This is a genomic window from Streptomyces sp. AHA2 (genome assembly GCF_036857595.1).
GTDB lineage: Bacteria > Actinomycetota > Actinomycetes > Streptomycetales > Streptomycetaceae > Streptomyces.
The window spans coordinates 188,901-209,288 of sequence record NZ_JAUQWJ010000008.1 but is presented as its reverse complement, the minus strand read 5'-3'; the positions used below and the strand labels follow the sequence as shown (position 1 = coordinate 209,288).

Genomic DNA, 20,388 nt, shown 5'->3' with positions numbered 1-20,388 from the left:
GTGTTCACCAGATAGGGAGGGAGCGCCGGGCGGCGGCAGGTGCTCGGCGGCCCGTGCAAGGTCGGCCGTCCGCTCGCCGCGAAGCATTAGCCAGGCCGTCGGTCCGAAGACCAGAGCGATGACGACGGCACCGGTTACCGTCATGTCCGCGGCACCGAAGCGGCGAAGATCAGGCAGGCCGGGGCGAGGGCGAAGACGGTGCCGCGCAGCGCTTTGAGCGTTGGCCTCGGCCAACGCCGCCCGCCCTCCTTGCTGTTCGGCCCGGGGCCGCCGCGTTCCACGTAAGCCGTCAGTTCCTGGGTGGCCTTGGCGAGCCTGACCAGGTGCACCCGGCTCGACACATAACCCTCGGGGATGCTGTCGGAGCAGAGCCGCTGCGCACGCAGCAGGGCAGGAACATGCGGAGCGGTCCGTGCGCCCAACTGGGCAATGTGGCCGCGCAGAAGGCGAACGAGGTCCTCTACGTCGGCAGCGCTCTCGGGTAGTGGCGAATCTTCGCCCAGTACCAGCGTCACCGTCTCCGACGCGGCCACCACGTGATCGCGCTCCGGCGCCGGTGCTGCGGTGACGGGCGCTTGCCGCCTGCGGTCGCCCACGAGCTGGCTGCCGTATCGGCGAGGATCCAGCGAAAGGCGCATGCCACAACTCCTGTTCGGATCAAGCCAAAGTGAGCCGAGATCGCCTGTCGGAGACGTCGGTCGGCGTGTGATGTGAGTGATCTGGCCGCTACGTTGAGCGAACCGCGAATCCCGTTCGAGGGGTATGCCTCCGCGGACGGGAAGACCGCCAAAGGCGCCAAAGATCATTACGCAACCGAGGGGCAGTCCATGGCCCGTGACCGCAACGTCGCCCTTGCCGCACTCCTGCGCGAAGCAGGCTGGTCCCAGCCGCAGGCAGCAGCCGCCGTTGCCCGCGTGGCGGCGGAGTGCGGAGTGCGTGAGCTGGAGGCGATCTCTCGCTCGCACATCTCCATGTGGGTGCTCGGCACGAAGCCAAGTGGCAGAGCGCCGCATATCCTGCGCGAGACGCTGTCCCGCAGGCTCGGCCGCCGCCTCTCCCTGACCGACCTCGGGCTGGAAGAAGAGCCGACAGGCACGACCGACACCGGATCCGACTGGAGCGTCGACCCCCTGACCGCACTGGCCGAGCTGGGAAGCGACGATCTCGACATGCACCGACGCAAACTGCTGGCCACCGCCGCCTACTCCGCAGCCGGCCTCGCCCTGCCCACCACCTCGTGGTGGGCAGCCGCCCCCGCCACAGCGGCGAACCGCCGACCGTCCTCCTCGCGCTCGGTGACCCAAGCCGACATCGACGACGTCCGCGACCTCACGGTCTACTACTCCGCGCGCGACCAGCAGCGAGGCGGCGCAACCGGCCGCAAAGCCCTCGCCAGCCACCTGCTCGACGAGGCGGTACCGCTGCTCGGCGGCCGATTCCGTACAGATCAGCTCCGCCGCGACACGCACTCCACCGTCGCAGAAATGACGTACCTCGCCGGCTGGATGGCCTTCGACGCCGGCGAACACCGCACCGCCCAGCGCTACCTCACCATCGCCGCCCGCATCGCGGCGGAGGCCGGTGACGGACCACTCGGTGGCCACGTCCTGCGCGCCCTCGCTCACCAGGCCGTCGACCTCGGGCACCCGCGCAGGGCGCTCGCCCTGGCCGACGCCTCGATGTCCCGCGACCGCTACGGCCAGGCCAGCCACCGCGAGAAGGCGCTGCTGGCGATCGTGCACGCCCGCGCGCTCGCGGCTGACGGCGACCGCTCCGGAACCCTTGCGGCCATCAGCCGCGCGGAGCGGGACCTCGCCCGCGCCGACAGCACCGAGGCGCCGGCCCGCGTCGGCTTCTTCCAGGAAGCCTCCCTCGCCCACGAGACGGCCTGCGCTCTGCGCGACATAGGTCAGCCCCGCGACGCGGAGATCCACTTCAAGCGGAGCGTGGCCACGCGCCGGCGCCAGCAATTCGCCCGCACCCACAGCGTGACGCTCGGCTACCTCGGCGCCATCCAGGTACAACGGGGAAACCTCGACGAGGCATGCGCAACCTGGAACGAAGCACTCGACGCCATGGCGGGCGTCCAGTCCGGCCGGACACGTGACGTCATCGTCCGAATCCAGAGCGACCTCTCGCCCGTCCGGCAACGCGGAGGCCGCCATGTCACCGAGCTGGACCGCCGGGCACTCGGCATGCTCCGGGCCATAGGCTGATCGCGACACGGACGTTCGATGCCCCACGGCAGCCCGCAGACCAGCATCGCCCGAGGAGAGGAACCAGCACCGGTGACGACGTACGAGGTCGAAACGATCGCAACGGTTGTCGGGGGCCACACCCACGTACAGGACGACTACCAGGGCGGAGTTGAGTCGGTGATCCGACTCAACGAGGCGTACCCCCTCGAAACGCTGCAGGGAATCGACGAGTTCTCCCACCTGACTGTGACGTGGCGCTTCCACCTGGCACACTCCGAGGACGTGCAGCTCCACGCCCGCAGCCCCAGGGGCAACGTGCAGTGGCCAGCAACCGGAACCTTCGTCCACCGAAACCATCGGCGCCCCAACCAGTTGGCTGTCAGCTACCCGAGGCTGCTGAGCGTGGACGGCCGCGACCTTCTGGTGACCGACCTCGACGCAGTCGACGGGACGCCGGTGATTGATCTGGCCCCCTACTTTCAGGAAATGGGGCCCCGAGGTTCCATCCGCCAGCCGGCCTGGCCGAGCGAGATGCTTGCCGACTACTGGCGCGACGCAGCGGAGCGCCCGGAGGCAGGCTTGCCGTAATTCCACGACGCTGCAGCCCGTGCGGGCGTACATCGCGCCCTGTCCGCGGAGGCGCGGAAGGTAGACCAGGAAGTACGAGCGACCTCGCTGACGTCGCCCTCCCAGAAGAGTCCTCGTGCGAGGGCCGTGCCTCAAGCCGAAGCTGTCATTCGATTCTTCCGAGCGCAGCGTCGCTGACGATGAACCGCCGTCGGCCTTCGCGTCGGCCCCGGGGAACGGCGGCGAGTGCCGGCACATGGGGTGGTCCTTTCGGGTCTCGTCAGAGGCAGGGAGAATGCGGCTACGCCGAGTGCAGGATCGTGACCCAAACGTCTTTGCCGTGGGCCGTGGACGAGCAGCCGTATCTGTCGCTGAGCGTCTTGATCAACATCAGGCCGCGCCCGCCCTCGTCGTTGTCGCCTGCCGAGACGGGGGCTGGGAGCCAGGGGTGCGGGTCACTGACGCACAGGAAGACCCCGTCGGGGGTCCGGGTGAGGACGACCTTCACCGGAACCGAGGACTCATCCTCCTTGCGGGCGTGCTGGAAGACATTCGTCAGTAGCTCGGACGCAGCGAGAGTGACCCGCCAGTCGAGTTCGGTCAGGCCCCATAAACGGAGGCACGCACTGACGAGGTCACGCACGCCCGAGACGCCAGCGGCTGTCAGAGCGACGTCAATTTCGCATGCTCCGGAACGCGTCCGGACCGCAGCGCTTGTGCCGTCCGTAAGGGTGTGTTGAGCCTCCATCAGGTCTGCCTTCACGGGGAGTCCCTCGTTCGACGAAATCTCTCCAACCGGCGCCGGATGCGGTGTGTACTGGGGTGGCGGCCGTGAGCAACCATTGAGCCAGGCCGACAGGACCGCGTGCAGATCTTGATTCGGAAACCTCGATCTTCCGTTTCGCGAGCGAGGAACAGCCCATGCCAAGACCCGAGAAGCAATTGACTCCGGACGCATCCCCGCGTGACTGGTTCGGTCATGAACTGCGGACCTGGCGTAAGAAGCGCGGCCCTCTCACGCACGCCGAGTTGGGCGCGAAAGTGCAGGTCAGCGGTTCACTCATTGAGAAGATCGAGAAGCGGACTGCTACCTGTTCGAAGGACTTGGCTGAGCGCTTGGACGAGGTCCTGCAGACGGGCGGAGTCCTCACCCGGGCGTGGGGGATGGTGTTCGGGCAAACGGAAAAGGCCCGCCCTGAAACGGAAAGTGCACCCTCTGGCAGGGCGGAGGTGCCGGTTCAGGTCCATGAAGGCCGCATCCTGGGCAGAGGTAGTACTACACCTCCAAGCGGGAGCCCTGCCTCTGTGGACCGTCGCGCCTTCCTCGCCACGAGCGGCCTTGCCGCCATCGCCCCCATAGACCTCGCCCATCTCGTGACCCCAGCGGCCCCCCGGGAGATCCCGACTCAGATCCGCCCGCGCGAGATCAGGCAACTGAAGTCGCTGGCCGATGTCATCCATCGCCAGGACAACGAGTACGGAGGCGGCGGCGCGGTGCGAGAACTCGCCCGCGGCGCCATCATGTGGGGAGCCTCCCTGCTGCCGGTGCCCTGCCCCGAGCCCCTGCGGCCTGAACTCCTGGCCTCTGTGGCTCGGTTAGGGGTTGTCGTCGGCGCCTCGCAGTTCGACGCGTACGCTCACGACGATGCCCGAGTCAGCTTCCGGCTAGCCGCTGAGTGCGCGGAAGAAGCCGGGGAGTGGCACCTGCGCGCCAAAACGTACTCGTTCATGGCCCGGCAGGAAATCTGGATCGGAGATCCGGATACTGGCCTAACTCACGCAGAGAAGGGCCTCGTGCGCTCCGACCGACTGACCGCGACCGAGCGTGCCATGCTCCACACCGCACGTGCCCGCGCCTTCGGCAAGATGCGTGACGTAGCCAACACCCTGCGCGCGGTCGGAGAATCCGATGCCGCGTTCGAACAGTCCGACCCGGCACAGGATCCGCCGTGGATGGCCTACTACGACTACGCCCAGCACCACGGCGATACCGCCCACGCGCTGTTCGACCTCGCGGTCCACGCGGACCAAGACCCAGGGCAGGCGGCCCGCCGCTTCGAGATCGCGGTGAAGGGGCACGGCAACGCCTTTGCCCGCTCGCGCGCCATCTCCGAGACAAAGCTCGCTTCCCTGGTTATGGCCAAGGGCGACGATCCGCGGCACGCGGTCGTGCTCGGCCACCGAGCGCTGGACGACGTCGGCAAGCTGACCTCCTGCCGGGCCGCCGAGGACCTGCGGGAACTCGCCCGGTTCGCAGGCCGACACCGGAACCTCCCCGAGGCCAGCGATCTGCGCGAGCGCATCGCAGCTACGGTGCAGGCGTGACTACTTCACCCACGCCCACCCAAGCCGTACTTGAGGAGGCGTGCCATGCCGTTGGCCTCGACGCGACCAACGCCCAACCGATACGGATCGCCGAGAACGCCGTTTGGCGTCTGCCCGGGGGGATGGTGGTGCGTATCGCCCGGCCTGGCCAGGCCGCTGCCGCAACGCGCGAGGTTCAGGTCGCCCGCTGGCTGGCAGCCCAGGGCGTGCCCGCCGTACGCGCCCTTGATCTGCGGCAGCCGGTAGCAGCCAGCGGGTACCCGGTGACGTTCTGGGAAGAGCTGCCGCCACACGCAATCGGGACCGTCACCGACGTCGTCGTGCTCCTCAAGCAACTGCACGCCCTGCCGAAACCAGACCTGCCACTGGGTGAGCTGGACCCGTTCGTCCGGCTGGTTGAGCGCATCGACGCAGCGAGCACGATTTCTGACGATGACCGGCTGTGGTTGAAGGGTCGGCTTGAGGACCTCAAGCAGCAATGGGCCTCAAGGCCGAAGGGCCTGCCGGAGTGTGTAGTCCACGGGGATGCATGGGTCGGCAACGTGGCGCGCACGGAGGCCGGCCCGATGTTGATCGACTTCGAGCGGGCTTCGTTCGGCCCTCCGGAGTGGGATCTAGTGTCGACCGCAGTGAAGCTCACCACGACCGGCGCGGTGTCTGCCGAGGAGTACGCCGCGTTCTGCGAGACCTACGGCGCTGACGTCACGGAGTGGGAAGGGTATGAACTTCTGGCTGGCGCGCGAGAGCTGCGGATGACGACGTACGCCGCGCTGCACGCTGCCAGCCGTCCAGAGTGGCGGCGGGAGGCGCAGTACCGCATTGACTGCTTGCGCGGTCGGGCCGGGACGCCGCCGTGGCGATGGAAGGGGATCATGTAGCCCACTACCAGCTGATTACGAGTAGCAACTCGTCTCATGGGCAGCCTTACCCATTTTAGATGCATCGCTTGATCCGCCATCGGGCCCTGTGCCGCGATGCCTCCGGATTGCCGAAGCGACGAATTCGCCTACGGCAGACAAGAAAGATCGCAGAAAGACTGGATAGCTGCGCGAGGGCATGTCAACGTACAACGTCCCGCAAATTCCAGGGCCAGACGGTGCCACCGCTCGGCTACGCTCACTTCTTTGAAACCATTTGGGGTGGGCGTTGTGAGGGTTGGCCCGCTGGCGTGGCTCCCTCTTAGGAGGCCCGTCTGTCTGAGTCTGCTATCCGATCTGCACTCTTCACTTCGCCCGTGCTCTTTGTCCTCGGTGGTCTAAATGTCTGGGGAAGTCGAACGACCGGTAACTACCTCGCGGTCTCCACAGGGCTCTGTGTTTCCGCCTGCGCCGCCGTCAGCCTTTTCGGAGACAATTTTTCCTGCGAGGCCACCGCGCAGATCGTGTCGTCCTCGCGCACGTGGCACGGCATCCGGGTGCCACAACGAGGCAGGTCGCACAGACCCTAGGGGTCTCTGAGCGCCGCGTCACGGCAAATCTCGACCGGCTCACGGGTGACGGTCCGCTGATGGTCGCCCCCAGACAGCGCTCCCGGAGCCTCGCGCTCACCTGCCGACTGCGAGGCCGAGCGGACACAGGGCCCGTGATGCGGCGGGCAACATAGCCGATGATCGCCGGTTCGCCAAACCGGCGATCGTGCGGACCATTGGCGCCGTACGTGCCGACATTTGGCGGCGACTCGGCGCGACATGGGCGTTCGTTGCCGCTTTCAGCGGGGGACGGCTACGGGTGTCCGAGTTCCGTGCAGTCCATCATCTCGTCTCAGGAGGAATATGAGGCGGCCGAAAGTCATCTTCGTACTCGGCGGACGACACGTGTCGAGGGCGATGCAGACCCATTCCTCGCCACATCCGGCGCTCCTTTGCGGAACTGGCCGGGTTCGCGTCCTGCTCGGACCCGGCCGGTCAGGCCGGCATCGGCGCCTTCAGCGTCTCGACGGCGCGGACCAGCGGGGCCAGTTCCGGGTTGCGCGCGGCCTCGTCGAGGGCCTCACGCAGCGCCGTGTCGTTGGCGGGCCGGGCCGCTTCGAGCTAAGGCCGCCCGCTCGACCTGGACGGTGTCCTTCCTGGAGGCCCGAATTCCGGTCTGGTTGGCTTTGGAGTTGTGGTTGAAGGATCCGGCCATCGCATTGGCAGACACGACTGAGCCGACCGACGTCGAGTGGGGTTGGTGCGGTTGGTCGGTGTTCAGCCAAGCTCCCGCGGACGGACACGCACTTGGTCGGCGCCCTGAGGGAAATCGCGAGCTGGCCCACCACATCAGGAAAGGAACTTGAGATGCCCGAACCGATCAAGAAGCTGCCCCCAAACGCAAAGGGACAGGTGCGCTACCGCTTTGTGGTGGACGCCGGCACGGATCCGGAGACGGGGAAGCGGAAGCAGCTCCGGCGTACCTTCAACACGCTGAGGGAAGCGAAGGCGGAGTACGCCCGCATCACCAGCAAGCGGCATGAAGGGACGTTCGTCCCGCCCAACAAGATCACCGTGAACGAGTGGCTGGATCAGTGGCTCGTGATGAAGGCCGAAGACCTGGAGCCGACCACGGTCTACAACTACCGGGTGACGCTGGATCGTGTACGCGGGAAGCTCGGGAACGTCCGGCTGCAGGAACTCACGGAGGACCATGTGATGGCGTGGATGCAGTGGGCTCTCCAGGGGGGCCGTGTGCGGGGCGGGAAGGCGGGAACGGGTCTCGGGGTCACATCGGTTGACATGAGCTTGGCCAGACTGAAGGACGCCCTGAACCGCGCTGTCACGCGCGGTCTGGTGCCCGTCAACGTAGCCAGCGAGGTGCACATTCCGCTGAAGGCCCGGAAAGCGGAGCGGAGGACTAAGGAGGTTGTCCAGCCATGGAACGCCTCGGAGGTGGGTGCCTTTGTCGCTGCGATGAAGAGTGACCGCCTGTTCGCGCCGTTGCTGCTGTCCGTGATGGGGCTCCGTCCGGCGGAGGTCTGCGGCCTGCGGTGGTCGGACATCGACCTGGCCGCAGCCACGCTCAGCATCGCCAACACCCGAACCATGATGGGCAACCGCACGGTGGTGGAGAAGGACACGAAGAGCATGGCGGGGGAGCGTGTGTTGCCGATCCCGAGCCTCGTACGGGAAGCGCTGAAGACGTTCCGCGCCACGCAGGCAGTGGAACGCCTGGCGGCGGGCGAGGGGTACGAGGGCGGCGGGTATGTCCTCGTGGATGAACTTGGGTGCGCGCTGAACGGTCGGCAGCTCCGAACGCGGGCCTACAAAATAATGGATGCAAACGGCCTTCGCAGGGTCCGTCTGTACGATGCTCGGGCGTCTTGCCTCACGTACCTCGCCAACAACGGGGTGCCGGATCACCTGCTCGCCATGTGGGCCGGGCACACCAACGTGAGGACGACGAAGAAGTGGTACGTGAAGCCGGACGTGGCGGACCTGCTTCCGGCGGCGGAGGCATGGGGAGGTCTCGCAGGGGGCGTGTGACAGATCGTGACAGATGAAGGTGTGAACCCGTGACCGAAGGCAAGACCGAGACGCTGCAATACCGCTTTGACGGGCCAGAACACCTACCAGTCCTGATCCTGGGGCCGTCCCTCGGTACCACATGGCACATGTGGGACCGCCAGGTCCCCGAACTGGCCCGACAGTGGCGGGTGGTCCGGTTCGACCTGCCGGGGCACGGCGGAGCTCCCGCGTACCCGGCGGACTCGGTCGCCGACCTCACCACCCGGCTGCTGGTCACTCTCGAAGGGCTCGGCGTGCAGCGCTTCGGCTACGCGGGCTGCGCGCTCGGCGGAGCGGTCGGCATCGAGCTGGCCCTGCGTCACCCCGAACGGCTCGCCTCCCTCACGCTGATCGCCGCCTCGCCCCGCTTCGGCACCGCCGACGAGTTCCGGCAGAGGGGCGTGATCGTCCGTACGAACGGCCTCGACCCCATCGCCCGCACCGCGCCGGAGCGCTGGTTCACCGGCGGGTTCGCCGCCGCGCAGCCCGCGATCACCGAGTGGGCCGTGCAGATGGTCCGCACCACCGACCCCGGCTGCTACATCGCCGCCTGCGAGGCGCTCGCCTCCTTCGACGTGCGTGCCGAGCTGGGGCGGATCGGCGTGCCCACCCTGGTCCTGGTCGGCTCCGACGACCAGATCACCGGCCCCGCCGAGGCCCGGACCCTGGTGGCCGGCATCCCCGACGCCCGTCTCGCCGTCGTGCCCGGCGCCTCCCACCTGGTACCGGTCGAACAGCCGGGGGCCGTCACCGACCTGCTGGTCAGGCACTTCTCCACGGCCTGGCAGCCCGCCTTCGAGACCTCCACCGGGCAGACGGCCCTGCCCACGGCCGGCGCCCTCCGGCCGGTCACGTCCTCCGCCCCGCCGCAGCCCCCGCAGACCGGCCCCGTCGCCGAGATCGCCCCGGCCGCCCCGGCCCCGCAGGAGCGGGGACGGCCCGACCCCTACGACACGGGGATCAAGGTGCGCCGAGAGGTCCTGGGAGACGCGCACGTCGACCGGGCGCTGGCGGAGGCGGACGAGTTCTCCGGCGACTTCCAGGAGCTCGTCACCCGCTACGCCTGGGGCGAGGTCTGGGACCGGCCCGGCCTGGACCGCCGCACCCGCAGCTGCGTCACCCTCACCGCCCTGGTCGCCGGCGGCCACCTCGACGAACTGGCCGTCCACGTCCGGGCCGCCCTGCGCAACGGGCTCACCCCGGGTGAGATCGGGGAAGTACTGCTCCAGGCGGCCGTCTACTGCGGCCTGCCCGCGGCCAACCGCGCGTTCAGGGTCGCCCAGCAGGTCGTCCGCGAGGAGACCACCCCCCAGGAGTGACTTTCCGCGCGGCCCCGGAGGCAGGATGGGGACCATGAAGCTCACGAAGAAGACGCACGCCTGCGTCCGCCTCGAGAAGGACGGCCGGACTCTCGTCCTGGACCCCGGAGGCTTCACCGAGGCGGACGCGGCGCTCGGCGCGGACGCGATCCTCGTCACCCACGAGCACCCCGACCACTTCGACGAGGCCCGGCTGCGGGCCGCGATGGAGGCCGACCCCGCCACCGAGATCTGGACGCTGAGGTCGGTCGCGGAGAAGATCTCCCCGGCGTTCCCCGGCCGCGTCCACGCCGTCGGCCACGGCGACACCTTCACCGCCGCCGGCTTCGACGTCGAGGTGCACGGCGAACTGCACGCCGTGATCCATCCGGACATCCCGCGCATCACCAACGTCGGCTACCTCGTCGACGGCGGCAAGGTCTTCCACCCGGGCGACGCCCTGACCGTGCCCGGCCGGCCGGTCGAGACGCTGCTGCTGCCCGTCATGGCCCCCTGGAGCAAGATCTCCGAGGTCATCGACTACGTCCGCGAGGTGCGTCCCGAGCGCGCCTACGACGTCCACGACGCCCTGCTCACCGACCTGGCCCGCCCCATCTACGACCGGCAGATCGGGCAGCTCGGCGGCTCGGAGCACCTGCGGCTGACCCCCGGGGAGTCGGCCGAGGTCTGACGGGGGCGGGCGGCGTTGTCGGACCCGCCGGGTAGGTTGTGAGGCATGCGCATCGCGACCTGGAACGTGAACTCGATCACCGCCCGCCTGCCGAGGCTCCTGGCCTGGCTGGAGAGCAGCGGCACGGACGTGCTGTGCCTCCAGGAGGCCAAGGTCTCCGAGGAGCAGTTCCCGTCCGAGCGGCTGCGCGAGCTGGGCTACGAGTCGGCGGTCCACGCCACCGGCCGGTGGAACGGGGTGGCGGTGCTCTCCCGCGTCGGCATCGAGGACGTCGTCAAGGGCCTGCCCGGCGACCCCGGCTACGACGGCTCGGTGGAGGCCCGCGCGATCTCGGCGACCTGCGGCCCGGTCCGCGTCTGGTCGGTCTACGTGCCCAACGGCCGGGAGGTTGACCACCCGCACTACGCCTACAAGCTGCAGTGGCTGGAGGCGCTCAAGGCCGCCGTCGCCGGTGACGCCGCGGGCAGCCGTCCCTTCGCGGTGATGGGCGACTACAACGTGGCGCCGACCGACGAGGACGTCTTCGACCGGGCCTTCTTCGAGGGCTCCACCCACGTCACCCCGGCGGAGCGCGCCGCCCTCGCCTCCCTGCGCGAGGCGGGTCTGTCGGACGTGGTCCCGCGCCCCCTGAAGTACGACCAGCCCTTCACGTACTGGGACTACCGCCAGCTCGCCTTCCCCAAGAACCGCGGCATGCGCATCGACCTGGTGTACGCGAACGCGCCGTTCGCCAAGGCGGTGGGCGACGCGTACGTGGACCGCGAGGAGCGCAAGGGCAAGGGCGCCTCGGACCACGCGCCGGTCGTGGTGGACCTGGACGTCTAGCGCCGACCCCTCCGACAGCCCCCTGCGGCCACGGCAGCCGCAGGCCGACGGAGTGCCCCAGGGCCGCCAGGCCTCTGTCGCCGGGATGCGGACGCCCCCCGCTGTCGTACGCGGGCGGCAGCCGCCCGGTGCACCGCCGCTCGGCGTCCACGGCGGCCGTGCAGCGCGCCTGGGCGCCGCACGGCAGGATCGTCGCCGCGAGCATCCGCACCCCCCCGGGCGCGTCTCCGGCCCGCCGGCTCGCGCAGCCCGGCGACCACCTGCTGCGCCGGGGTGCCCCACCGCAGGTCGTCGACGCCCTCGAAGCCGCATCACGGATCCGGGCCGCCGCCCCGCACAGGGTGAGGACACCGAAGGGGTGACGACCGCCGGGGCGCAGAGCACAGTGGTCCGTGGGAGAGAAGGGAGACGCGTGGGACTCGTCAACGCGCGTCACGTGAACGGGGCATGACCATCCCCGGAACCGGCGGGTCCGCGCGCCCTGTGGTGCGTACGGCGGTACGAATGACACGCTGGAGGTATGAACATCCCTTTCCTGGGCCACCGGCGCCAGAAGGTCGGGTTCCCCGATCCGGCAGGCATCGCGGAGCTGCTTGCCGAGTGCGAACTGCTCCGCCATCAGGCGGCCCGGGCGGGGGTCGGGCTGGACGACTCGGTGGCCTCGCTGGAGGCGCTGGACCAATTGGTCCCGGGCTGGCGGGACGACGAGGAGACCCTGTCCTGGCTGGGCAACGACGCCGGGCTGTACCTGGGCACCGTCATCGTGCGCACCGTACCGGGGGCCGCCTGGGAGTTCCGCTCCGACGGGCAGCCCGTCGTACGGCTGGCCTCCGGACGGGAGTTCGACGTGGTGGACGCCGGGCGCGAATGGGCCGCGAACGGTGTGCCCGAGCTGTCGCAGTTGTACGCGGAGGTCGCCGAGTCGTGAGCCCCGCGGCCCAAGCCTTGGCCCAAAATCCGCCGTAAATACGGCTAATGATCGACAGGTGCGTGTCGCTCCTCGCGCTTCACCCGGCCTGGATACGTTGCGGCAACCACCACACAGCTGAGAGTGAGTAGGGCTGAGTATGGCCGTCGATCCGCTGATCGAGCTGCGTGACGTCAACAAGCACTTCGGGGACCTGCACGTGCTGCGGGACATCGACCTCACCGTGGGCCGGGGGGAGGTCGTCGTCGTCATCGGCCCGTCCGGATCGGGCAAGTCCACGCTGTGCCGGGCGATCAACCGTCTGGAGACCATCGAGTCCGGGCAGATCGTGCTCGACGGGCAGCCGCTGCCCGAGGAGGGCAAGCCCCTGGCGCGGCTGCGCGCGGATGTCGGCATGGTCTTCCAGTCGTTCAACCTCTTCGCCCACAAGACCGTGCTGCAGAACGTCTCCCTGGGGCAGGTCAAGGTCCGCGGACGCAAGAAGGAGGACGCCGACCGCCGCTCGCGGGAACTGCTCGACCGGGTCGGCGTCGCCGACCAGGCGGACAAGTACCCGGCGCAACTCTCCGGAGGCCAGCAGCAGCGCGTGGCCATCGCCCGCGCCCTGGCCATGGAGCCCAAGGCGATGCTCTTCGACGAGCCGACCTCGGCCCTCGACCCGGAGATGATCAACGAGGTGCTGGAGGTGATGCGGCAACTCGCCCAGGAGGGCATGACGATGATCGTCGTCACGCACGAGATGGGCTTCGCCCGTTCCGCCGCCAACCGGGTCGTGTTCATGTCCGACGGCCGCATCGTGGAGGACCGTACGCCCGACGAGTTCTTCACGAACCCCAGCAGCGACCGCGCCAGGGACTTCCTTTCCAAGATCCTCAAGCACTGACCGGCGGGCACCGGACGGTCCCCCGCAGGGGACCTCGACTACGATGTGCCCTTCATCCCTGTCGGGAAGGGGGACTTCGAACGCCGCCGGTCCCGTCCGGGGGTGACCGGACCGCCCGTCCGGTCCGCGGAGCCCGCACGGGGTGCGGCCCCCGCGGCCCGCAGGCCACGGGGGCGGCGGTCCACATCGGCCATGCTCGTCCGGCGGCAGCCGGAGATCACTGCTCGCGCAGCGGGACCGACACGTACGACGGGTCGGTCGCGGGCGAGGAGAAGGTCAGCTGCGCGCCGGACGGGTTGTGCTCGATGTAGAGCGGGTCGACCGTGTCGACGACCAGGGCGAGGCGATGCCCGGCCGGGACGTCGTAGGCCGTGGAGTACAGCTCCAGGTCGACGCCGAACGGCTTCCCGGGGGTGCGCCCGTGGAAGGTGTACGGCGCGTGGGAGACCAGCTTGCCGAGGCCGAGCGGCCCCACGTCGTACAGGTGGGCGACGAGGGTGCCGCTCTCCTTGGTCGGGGTGAGGGTCGTGTGCAACCTCGCCGTTCCCCGCACCTGTTGCGCCGAGGCGTACTTCTCCGACTGCCACACGGCGGCCCAGCGGCGGGGGAGCAGTGGGACGGAGACCATCGGGGGCACCTGGGCCACCTGGTCGAGGATGCTGGACAGGAAGACGACGCCGCCGTCCGCCCCGGAGTTGACGTCGGCCCGGATGGTCCGGGAGTCCGTGAGGGCGATCTTCCGTTCGGTGGCGCCCGCCGACTTCCAGTCCGGGTAGCCCTCGTACGGGCCCGCCGAGCGGGACTTGAGCTGCACGGGCGGCTCGCGGTCGACGCCGTTGTCCTCGCCGCGCAGGTGGTGGTCGAACCAGCGCCCGGTGCTCTTCCACACGTCGTTGGGCAGCCCGAACAGGCCGGTCAGTTCGGCGGTGGCGTGGTCGCCGGGCCGCATCTCCAGCCGTTTGGGGCCGGTGAGCTTGGCGTAGAAGTCGGCGTACTGGTTGGGCGGGAAGACCGAGTCGCCCCAGGCGTTGGCGAGCATGATCGCCGTACCGTTGCGGTTGATCCGGTCGACGTAGGTGACAGCGGAACGTTTCTTCCCCCAGGCGAGCAGCTCCGGCTCCTTCGCCAGGTTCGAGCTGTAGAAGTCGTCGAAGACGGTGCGCAGTTCGGCGCCCTGACGGCCCGTGACGATGCTCGCGCCGTCCAGCAGGGCGGCCGCCTGCAGGTGCTGGGTGCGCCCGGCGTAGATCGACCCGATGAGGTCGGCCCAGCCGCTGAGCGCGGCGACGGCCCTGACCCGCTCGTCGTGCGCGGCGGTGAGCAGGCTGATGCCGGCGCCGTAGGAGACGCCGGCCATGCCGACGTGCGCGGGGTCGGCGGGGGTGTGGGCGAGGGCCCAGTCGATGACCTTCGACGCGTCGGCGACGTCGGGCGGTCCGGCCACCTCGATCTCGCCGCCCGACTGCCAGAAGCCGCGCACGTTGTAGGTGACCACGACGTAGCCGGAGTCGGCGAGCTTCTGCGCCTGTGCCAGGTACTCGATCTGGGGCAGGCCCCAGCTGGTGGGCATGACGAGCAGCGGGTACCGGGCGGTGGCCGCCGCGGACGAGGGGGTCACGACGTTGGCCTTGAGGACGGTGCCGCCCTCGCCGGCGATGTCGACGAAACGGACGGGGTGCGGCGCCGCCTGGGCGGTGGGGGCGAATCCGAGGGCGGTACCGGCGACGAGGGTCGCCGAGACGGCGCCTACGGCGGTGGTGCGCAGGGCCTTGCGGTGGGGTCCCACGGTCACTCCTCACTCGTGTCAGTGCAAAGTGACCGAACGGTAACCGCGCCTTCTTACCAGGGGTAACCCGTCGGTAAGTTACGCGCCGGTAACGATTGTTGAGAAGTGGAGGACATCAGGAGGCGCGGTGTCCGCCCCGTGGAGCCGCGGCGGGCTGCGGCGCCTGCGCCGCCCGGGTCACGTCCCCGACCAGTTCGACGACGTCCGGTCCGTACGCCTGGGAGTTGACCACCTTCAGCAGCAGCACGAAGGAGTCGTCGCCGTGCTTGCGGGCCAGGCGCTCGTGGTTGCGGGCGAGATAGCGCGTCGTGGCCTGGTTGGTGATCGCGCTCTGGCCGCAGAAGAGGAACACCGGGCGGGTGTTCTGGCTGCGCTCGGCGGTGAGCCGGGCGAGCAGCGCGTACTCCTCCCGGCCGCTGTCCATCCGGTAGTGGTCCTGCCCCACGCGGAACGCGCCGCGGTCCGGGCCCGGTTCGGCGTCCACGTTCACCCGCACCCCGGGCAGCAGGGACGACAGGTGCGCGGCCATACGGCGGTTGGAGGCCGGACCGCCGACGCAGAACTCGGTGCGCTCCCCGAAACCCTGGCGGGCCGTGTCGTGCGGGAGGATCTGGGCGTGCGCGTTGCAGTCCTTGATGAGCGCGGCCAGCTCCAGCAGCGCGAACACGTCGTAGCGCATCACCGCGAACTCCGGCCCCCCGGCGTTGCGGTTGACCACCAGCAGCGACTCGGAGTTGTCGGGCAGCCCGAAGAACCGCTGCTTGCGCCGCAGTCTGCGCTGGTACAGGTAGGTGCGGGCCACCCAGCCGAGCGCGGCACTGATGCCCGCCGCTATCACGCCCAGGACGATGTTGCGCACGTCGTCATTCATGGGCGCGCATGCTAGCGGGCCCGACGCACCGGTGTTCGACTCCTGCCTGACGCGGCCATGCTGATGAATTAGGCTGCGCGGACGGCCTTTGACTGGAGGTGCGGATGCGTCGCCCTGTCGCACGGAATCTGACGGTCCTGGCGGTTTCGGCCGCCGTGGTGGCTTCGCTGGGAGCGGCCGCGCCACCCGCGGCCCCCAGCGGCGGGAGTGAGAAGAGACCCCTGGCCGTCGGCTACGGCGGCGCCGTCTCCAGCGTCGACCCGGACGCCTCCGCGGCCGGCATCGAGGTGCTGCGCAAGGGCGGCAACGCCGTCGACGCGGCCGTCGCCACGGCCGCCGCGCTCGGCGTCACCGAGCCCTACTCCGCCGGGATCGGCGGTGGCGGCTACTTCGTCTACTACGACGCCGGGTCCCGTACGGTGCGCACCATCGACGGACGCGAGACCGCGCCGCTGAGCGCGGACCGGAACCTGTTCGTCGAGAACGGCAAGCCGATCCCCTTCGCCGAGGCCGTCAGCAGCGGCCTGAGCGTGGGCACCCCCGGCACACCCGCCACCTGGCAGGCGGCGCTCGACCGGTGGGGCAGCAAGCGGCTGTCCACCGTCCTGAAGCCGGCCGAACGGCTCGCCCGCGACGGATTCACCGTCGACGAGACCTTCCGCTCGCAGACGGCGTCCAACGAGACCCGCTTCCGCTACTTCCCGGACACCGCCGAGCTGTTCCTGCCCGGCGGGCGGCTGCCGGTGGTCGGCTCCACCTTCAAGAACCCCGACCTGGCACGCACGTACGCCGAGCTGGCCCGCAAGGGGGTCGGCTCGCTCTACCACGGCCGGCTCGGGCGGGAGATCGCCGACACGGTCAACGAGCCGCCGGTGGACCCCGCTTCGGGCTGGAACGCCCGGCCGGGCGAGCTGTCCGCCGAGGACCTGGCGGCGTACCGGCTCAGGTTCCAGGCCCCCAGCAGGACGTCGTACCGCGGCCTCGGCGTCTACTCCATGGCGCCGTCCTCCTCCGGGGGCACGACGGTCGGCGAGGCGCTCAACATCCTGGAGCGGACGGACCTGTCCAAGGCGAGCAAGGCCCGGTACCTGCACCGCTTCATCGAAGCGAGCCGGATCGCGTTCGCGGACCGGGGCCGCTGGGTGGGGGACCCCGCCTTCGAGGACGTGCCGACCAAGGAACTGCTGTCACAGCGGTTCGCCGACTCGCGCGGCTGCCTCATCAAGGACGACGCGGTCCTCACCAGCCCCGTGGCGCCCGGCGACCCGCGCCGTCCCCAGCGGTGCGACGCCGGCGGCACGGCGGCGCCCACGACTTACGAGGGCGACAGCACCACGCACCTGACCGTGGCCGACAAGTGGGGCAACGTCGTCTCCTACACCCTCACCATCGAGCAGACCGGCGGCAGCGGCATCACCGTGCCCGGGCGGGGCTTCCTGCTCAACAACGAGCTGACGGACTTCTCCTTCACCCCGGCGAATCCCGCCGTGCACGATCCGAACCTGCCCGGACCGGGCAAGCGCCCCCGCTCCTCGATGTCGCCGACGATCGTCCTCGACCGGCACGACAGGCCCGTGGTGGCCCTGGGGTCCCCGGGCGGGGCGACGATCATCACCACCGTGCTGCAGACGCTCACCGGGTTCCTCGACCGCGGGCTGCCGCTCGTCGACGCGATCGCCGCGCCCCGGGCCAGCCAGCGCAACGCCGCGCAGACCGAACTGGAACCGGGCCTCGACAGCGGGGTGAAGCAGCGGCTCGAAGCGATCGGGCACTCCTTCAAGGCGAACCCGGAGATCGGCGCGGCCACGGGTGTCCAGCGGCTGCCGGACGGCAAGTGGCTGGCAGCCGCGGAGACCGTACGGCGGGGCGGCGGGTCGGCCATGGTGGTGCGGCCCGTGCGCTGAGTCACCGCCCGCAGGGGCGCGGGGGCCGGTCGGCCCGCACGGCGAAGCCGCAGCGCCGGCCCGGCCCCGCGCCCCCGTCAGGGGGTGACCGAACCCCGCGTCTCGAAGGCCAGGTGACCGTCCTTCACGTCCACCGTCACCCGGCCGCCCTCGCCGACCCCGCCGTCCAGCAGCAGGCGTGACAGCCGGTTGTCGACCTCGCGCTGGATCGTGCGGCGCAGCGGGCGGGCCCCGTACTCCGGCTGGTAGCCGCGTTCGGCCAGCCACTGCACGGCCTGTTCGGTGAAGGTGACGGTGACGCCCTTGTCCCGGACGAGGGAACGGGTGCGGTCCAGCAGCAGGTCGGTGATCCGGCGCAGCTGCTCCGTGCTGAGCTGCCGGAACACGACGATCTCGTCGATGCGGTTGAGGAACTCCGGACGGAAGTGCTCGCGCAGGGGACGCAAAATCTGTTCCCGGCGGGCCTCCTCGTCGGCGTCGGCGCCGCCCGAGGCGAAACCCACGGAGGCGCCGCGCCGCGTGATCGCCTCGGAGCCCAGGTTGCTGGTCATCACGATGACCGTGTTGGTGAAGTCCACCGTGCGGCCCTGGGAGTCGGTCAGCCGGCCGTCGTCGAGCACCTGCAGCAGGATGTTGAAGACGTCCGGGTGCGCCTTCTCGACCTCGTCGAGCAGCAGCAGCGAGTACGGGTGGCGGCGCACGACCTCGGTGAGCTGCCCGGCCTCCTCGTGGCCGACGTAGCCGGGCGGGGCGCCGACCAGCCGGCTGACGGTGTGGCGCTCCTGGTACTCGCTCATGTCGAGCCTGACCATGCGGTCCTCGCTGCCGAACAGCGCCTCGGCGAGCGCCCGCGCCAGCTCGGTCTTGCCGACGCCGGTCGGGCCGAGGAACAGGAAGCTGCCGATCGGGCGGTCGGGGGAGGCCAGGCCCGCGCGGGAGCGCAGCACCGCGTCCGCGACGACCCGCACGGCCTCGTCCTGGCCGACGACCCGCTGGTGCAGGTGCTCCTCCAGCCCCAGCAGGCGCTCCTTCTCCTCCTGGGTGAGGCTGCTGACCGGGATGCCCGTCTGCCGCGACACCACCTCGGCGATCGCCTCGGCGCCGACCACCAGGTCCTGGCCCTCGTCGACCTCGCCGTCGCCGCCGGCCTCCGTGATGCGCTGCTTCAGCTCCACGATCCGGTCCCGCAACTGCGTGGCCTGCTCGTACTGCTCGTCCGCGACCGCCTGGTCCTTGTCCCGGGTCAGCTGCTCCAGCTCCCGCTCCAGGGCCCGCACGTCCGTGCCCTTGGTCCGGGCCCGCAGCCGCACCCGGGCACCGGCCTGGTCGATCAGGTCGATGGCCTTGTCGGGCAGCCGCCGGTCGGTGAGGTAGCGGTCGGACAGCTCCACGGCCGCGACCAGCGCGTCGTCGGTGTAGCGGACCTGGTGGTGGGCCTCGTAGCGGTCCCGCAGGCCGCGCAGGATCTCGAGGGCGTCCGCGGGTGTCGGCTCGGGCACCATGATCGGCTGGAAGCGACGGGCCAGCGCCGCGTCCTTCTCGATACGGCGGTACTCCTCCAGCGTCGTGGCACCCACGATGTGCAGTTCACCCCGGGCCAGGGCCGGCTTGAGGATGTTGCCGGCGTCCATCGAGCCGCCCTCGCCGCCGCCGGAACCGGCACCCACGACCGTGTGCAGCTCGTCGATGAAGATGATCAACTGGTCGGAGTGGGCGCGGATCTCGCCCACGATGTTGTTCATCCGCTCCTCGAAGTCGCCCCGGTAGCGCGTGCCCGCGACCACGCCCGTCAGGTCCAGGGCGACGACCCGGCGCCCGATCAGCACGTCGGGCACGTCCGCCTCGGAGATGCGCTGCGCCAGGCCCTCCACGATCGCGGTCTTGCCCACGCCCGCGTCGCCGATGAGCACCGGGTTGTTCTTGCCGCGGCGGGAGAGCACCTCGACGGTCTGCTCGATCTCCTCGTCCCGGCCGATCACCGGGTCGATGCGGCCCTGCCGGGCCAGTTCGGTCAGGTCGCGGCCGTACTTGTCCAGGGTCGGCGTGTTGGTGGGCCGGGGCCGCTCGGCCTGGGGCGCCTCGGGGGCCTCGGCGGGCTCGGCGGGGGCGAAGCGGGCCGCGTTCAGGATGTGCCCGGCGGCCGAGTCCGGGTTCGCGGCCAGGGCGCTGAGCACGTGCTCCGGGCCGATGTAGCCGTAGCCCCGGGCCCGGGCCATGTCGTGCGCGTCCAGCAGGGCCCGCTTGGCGGCCGGGGTGAGGGACAGTGCGGTGGGCGGCGGGGCGTCGTCCGGGGTGTGCTGGGCCGGGCCGGACCGCTCGTCGATCTGCGAGGCGAGCGAGTCGGGGTCGGCGCCGGCCTTGGTCAGGAGGGTCCGGGTGGGCTCCGTGGCGAGCGCCGCCCGCAGCAGGTGCTGGGTGTCGAGGTCCCGGCTGCCGTGCTCGGCGGCGTACCGGGCGGCGCCGCGCACGAGCTCCCGGGCCGGCTGGCTCAGCAGCCGGCCCAGGTCGATCTGCCGCGGTCCCGGCCGCGGTCCGCCGAAGAAGCGTGCGAGGAATTCTCCGAAGGGGTCCGAGCCGTAGCCCTCCGGGCTGGTGAAGCCGCTGCTCATGGGCCTTCCGTTCCCGGCGTCCCCG

The 20,388-nt window shown here is 70.2% G+C and carries 17 protein-coding genes and 1 pseudogene; 12 read left to right on the top strand and 6 right to left on the bottom strand.

Going from position 1 to position 20,388, the window contains the following annotated elements; translation table 11 throughout:
- Positions 1-140: 140 nt before the first annotated feature.
- Positions 141-638, bottom strand: a complete 498-nt coding sequence (locus Q5694_RS18710; RefSeq protein ID WP_333934283.1) for a DUF6415 family natural product biosynthesis protein — start codon at positions 636-638, stop codon at positions 141-143.
- A 189-nt stretch (positions 639-827) separates the two neighbouring features.
- Here Q5694_RS18710 and Q5694_RS18705 point away from each other — a divergent pair, with 189 nt between their 5' ends.
- Both Q5694_RS18705 and Q5694_RS18700 read left to right on the top strand, forming a co-directional pair.
- Complete coding sequence (locus Q5694_RS18705; RefSeq protein ID WP_333934282.1) at positions 828-2,216, top strand: Tat pathway signal protein; 1,389 nt, start codon at positions 828-830, stop codon at positions 2,214-2,216.
- A gap of 72 nt (positions 2,217-2,288) precedes the next feature.
- Positions 2,289-2,786 (top strand): SAM-dependent methyltransferase, encoded by a 498-nt coding sequence (locus Q5694_RS18700; protein ID WP_333934281.1) that lies wholly within the window; start codon positions 2,289-2,291, stop codon positions 2,784-2,786.
- Between the two features lie 280 nt (positions 2,787-3,066).
- Here the strand turns inward: Q5694_RS18700 and Q5694_RS18695 are convergent, their stop codons facing one another.
- Complete coding sequence (locus Q5694_RS18695; RefSeq protein WP_333934280.1) at positions 3,067-3,528, bottom strand: ATP-binding protein; 462 nt, start codon at positions 3,526-3,528, stop codon at positions 3,067-3,069.
- 158 nt (positions 3,529-3,686) lie between these two features.
- On the opposite strand from Q5694_RS18695, the gene Q5694_RS18690 reads away from it, so the two are divergent.
- From Q5694_RS18690 to Q5694_RS34840, 3 genes are all read left to right on the top strand, one after another.
- Positions 3,687-5,090 (top strand): helix-turn-helix domain-containing protein, encoded by a 1,404-nt coding sequence (locus Q5694_RS18690; RefSeq protein ID WP_333934279.1) that lies wholly within the window; start codon positions 3,687-3,689, stop codon positions 5,088-5,090.
- On the top strand, positions 5,087-5,968 hold the full coding sequence (locus tag Q5694_RS18685; RefSeq protein WP_333934278.1) for an aminoglycoside phosphotransferase family protein: 882 nt from the start codon (positions 5,087-5,089) through the stop codon (positions 5,966-5,968). The genes Q5694_RS18690 and Q5694_RS18685 overlap by 4 nt, the downstream gene beginning before the upstream one ends.
- Before the next feature lie 520 nt (positions 5,969-6,488).
- The gene (locus Q5694_RS34840) at positions 6,489-6,692 is read left to right on the top strand and encodes a hypothetical protein (RefSeq protein ID WP_381726807.1); all 204 of its coding nucleotides are present in this window, start codon (positions 6,489-6,491) and stop codon (positions 6,690-6,692) included.
- A 301-nt stretch (positions 6,693-6,993) separates the two neighbouring features.
- Here Q5694_RS34840 and Q5694_RS18680 read toward each other — a convergent pair.
- Positions 6,994-7,119 (bottom strand): annotated as a pseudogene (locus tag Q5694_RS18680) (MarR family transcriptional regulator); the annotation flags it as partial.
- A gap of 246 nt (positions 7,120-7,365) precedes the next feature.
- On the opposite strand from Q5694_RS18680, the gene Q5694_RS18675 reads away from it, so the two are divergent.
- From Q5694_RS18675 to Q5694_RS18650, 6 genes are all read left to right on the top strand, one after another.
- On the top strand, positions 7,366-8,547 hold the full coding sequence (locus tag Q5694_RS18675) for a tyrosine-type recombinase/integrase (protein ID WP_333934277.1): 1,182 nt from the start codon (positions 7,366-7,368) through the stop codon (positions 8,545-8,547).
- 29 nt (positions 8,548-8,576) lie between these two features.
- A complete protein-coding gene (gene pcaDC / locus Q5694_RS18670) occupies positions 8,577-9,887 on the top strand; it encodes a bifunctional 3-oxoadipate enol-lactonase/4-carboxymuconolactone decarboxylase PcaDC (protein ID WP_333934276.1) in 1,311 nt (436 codons plus the stop codon).
- Positions 9,888-9,921: 34 nt separating this feature from the next.
- Entirely contained in the window at positions 9,922-10,557 is a 636-nt protein-coding gene (locus tag Q5694_RS18665; RefSeq protein WP_333934275.1) for an MBL fold metallo-hydrolase, read from the top strand.
- Between the two features lie 45 nt (positions 10,558-10,602).
- Positions 10,603-11,382 (top strand): exodeoxyribonuclease III, encoded by a 780-nt coding sequence (locus Q5694_RS18660; RefSeq protein WP_333934274.1) that lies wholly within the window; start codon positions 10,603-10,605, stop codon positions 11,380-11,382.
- A gap of 520 nt (positions 11,383-11,902) precedes the next feature.
- Entirely contained in the window at positions 11,903-12,310 is a 408-nt protein-coding gene (locus Q5694_RS18655; protein ID WP_333934273.1) for a DUF6278 family protein, read from the top strand.
- Positions 12,311-12,449: 139 nt separating this feature from the next.
- Positions 12,450-13,193 carry an amino acid ABC transporter ATP-binding protein gene (locus Q5694_RS18650; protein WP_333934271.1) on the top strand — a complete coding sequence of 248 codons (744 nt, stop codon included), beginning with the start codon at positions 12,450-12,452 and terminating at the stop codon, positions 13,191-13,193.
- A 217-nt stretch (positions 13,194-13,410) separates the two neighbouring features.
- Here Q5694_RS18650 and Q5694_RS18645 read toward each other — a convergent pair whose 3' ends face one another.
- Positions 13,411-14,979, bottom strand: coding sequence for an alpha/beta fold hydrolase (locus tag Q5694_RS18645; RefSeq protein ID WP_333934270.1), 1,569 nt, complete (start codon positions 14,977-14,979; stop codon positions 13,411-13,413).
- A gap of 115 nt (positions 14,980-15,094) precedes the next feature.
- Positions 15,095-15,850 carry a hypothetical protein gene (locus tag Q5694_RS18640; RefSeq protein ID WP_333934269.1) on the bottom strand — a complete coding sequence of 252 codons (756 nt, stop codon included), beginning with the start codon at positions 15,848-15,850 and terminating at the stop codon, positions 15,095-15,097.
- A 104-nt stretch (positions 15,851-15,954) separates the two neighbouring features.
- Here Q5694_RS18640 and ggt point away from each other — a divergent pair, with 104 nt between their 5' ends.
- Entirely contained in the window at positions 15,955-17,754 is a 1,800-nt protein-coding gene (gene ggt, locus Q5694_RS18635) for a gamma-glutamyltransferase (protein WP_333934268.1), read from the top strand.
- A 77-nt stretch (positions 17,755-17,831) separates the two neighbouring features.
- Here the strand turns inward: ggt and Q5694_RS18630 are convergent, their stop codons facing one another.
- Positions 17,832-20,363 carry an ATP-dependent Clp protease ATP-binding subunit gene (locus Q5694_RS18630; RefSeq protein ID WP_333934266.1) on the bottom strand — a complete coding sequence of 844 codons (2,532 nt, stop codon included), beginning with the start codon at positions 20,361-20,363 and terminating at the stop codon, positions 17,832-17,834.
- Between the last annotated feature and the right edge of the window lie 25 nt (positions 20,364-20,388).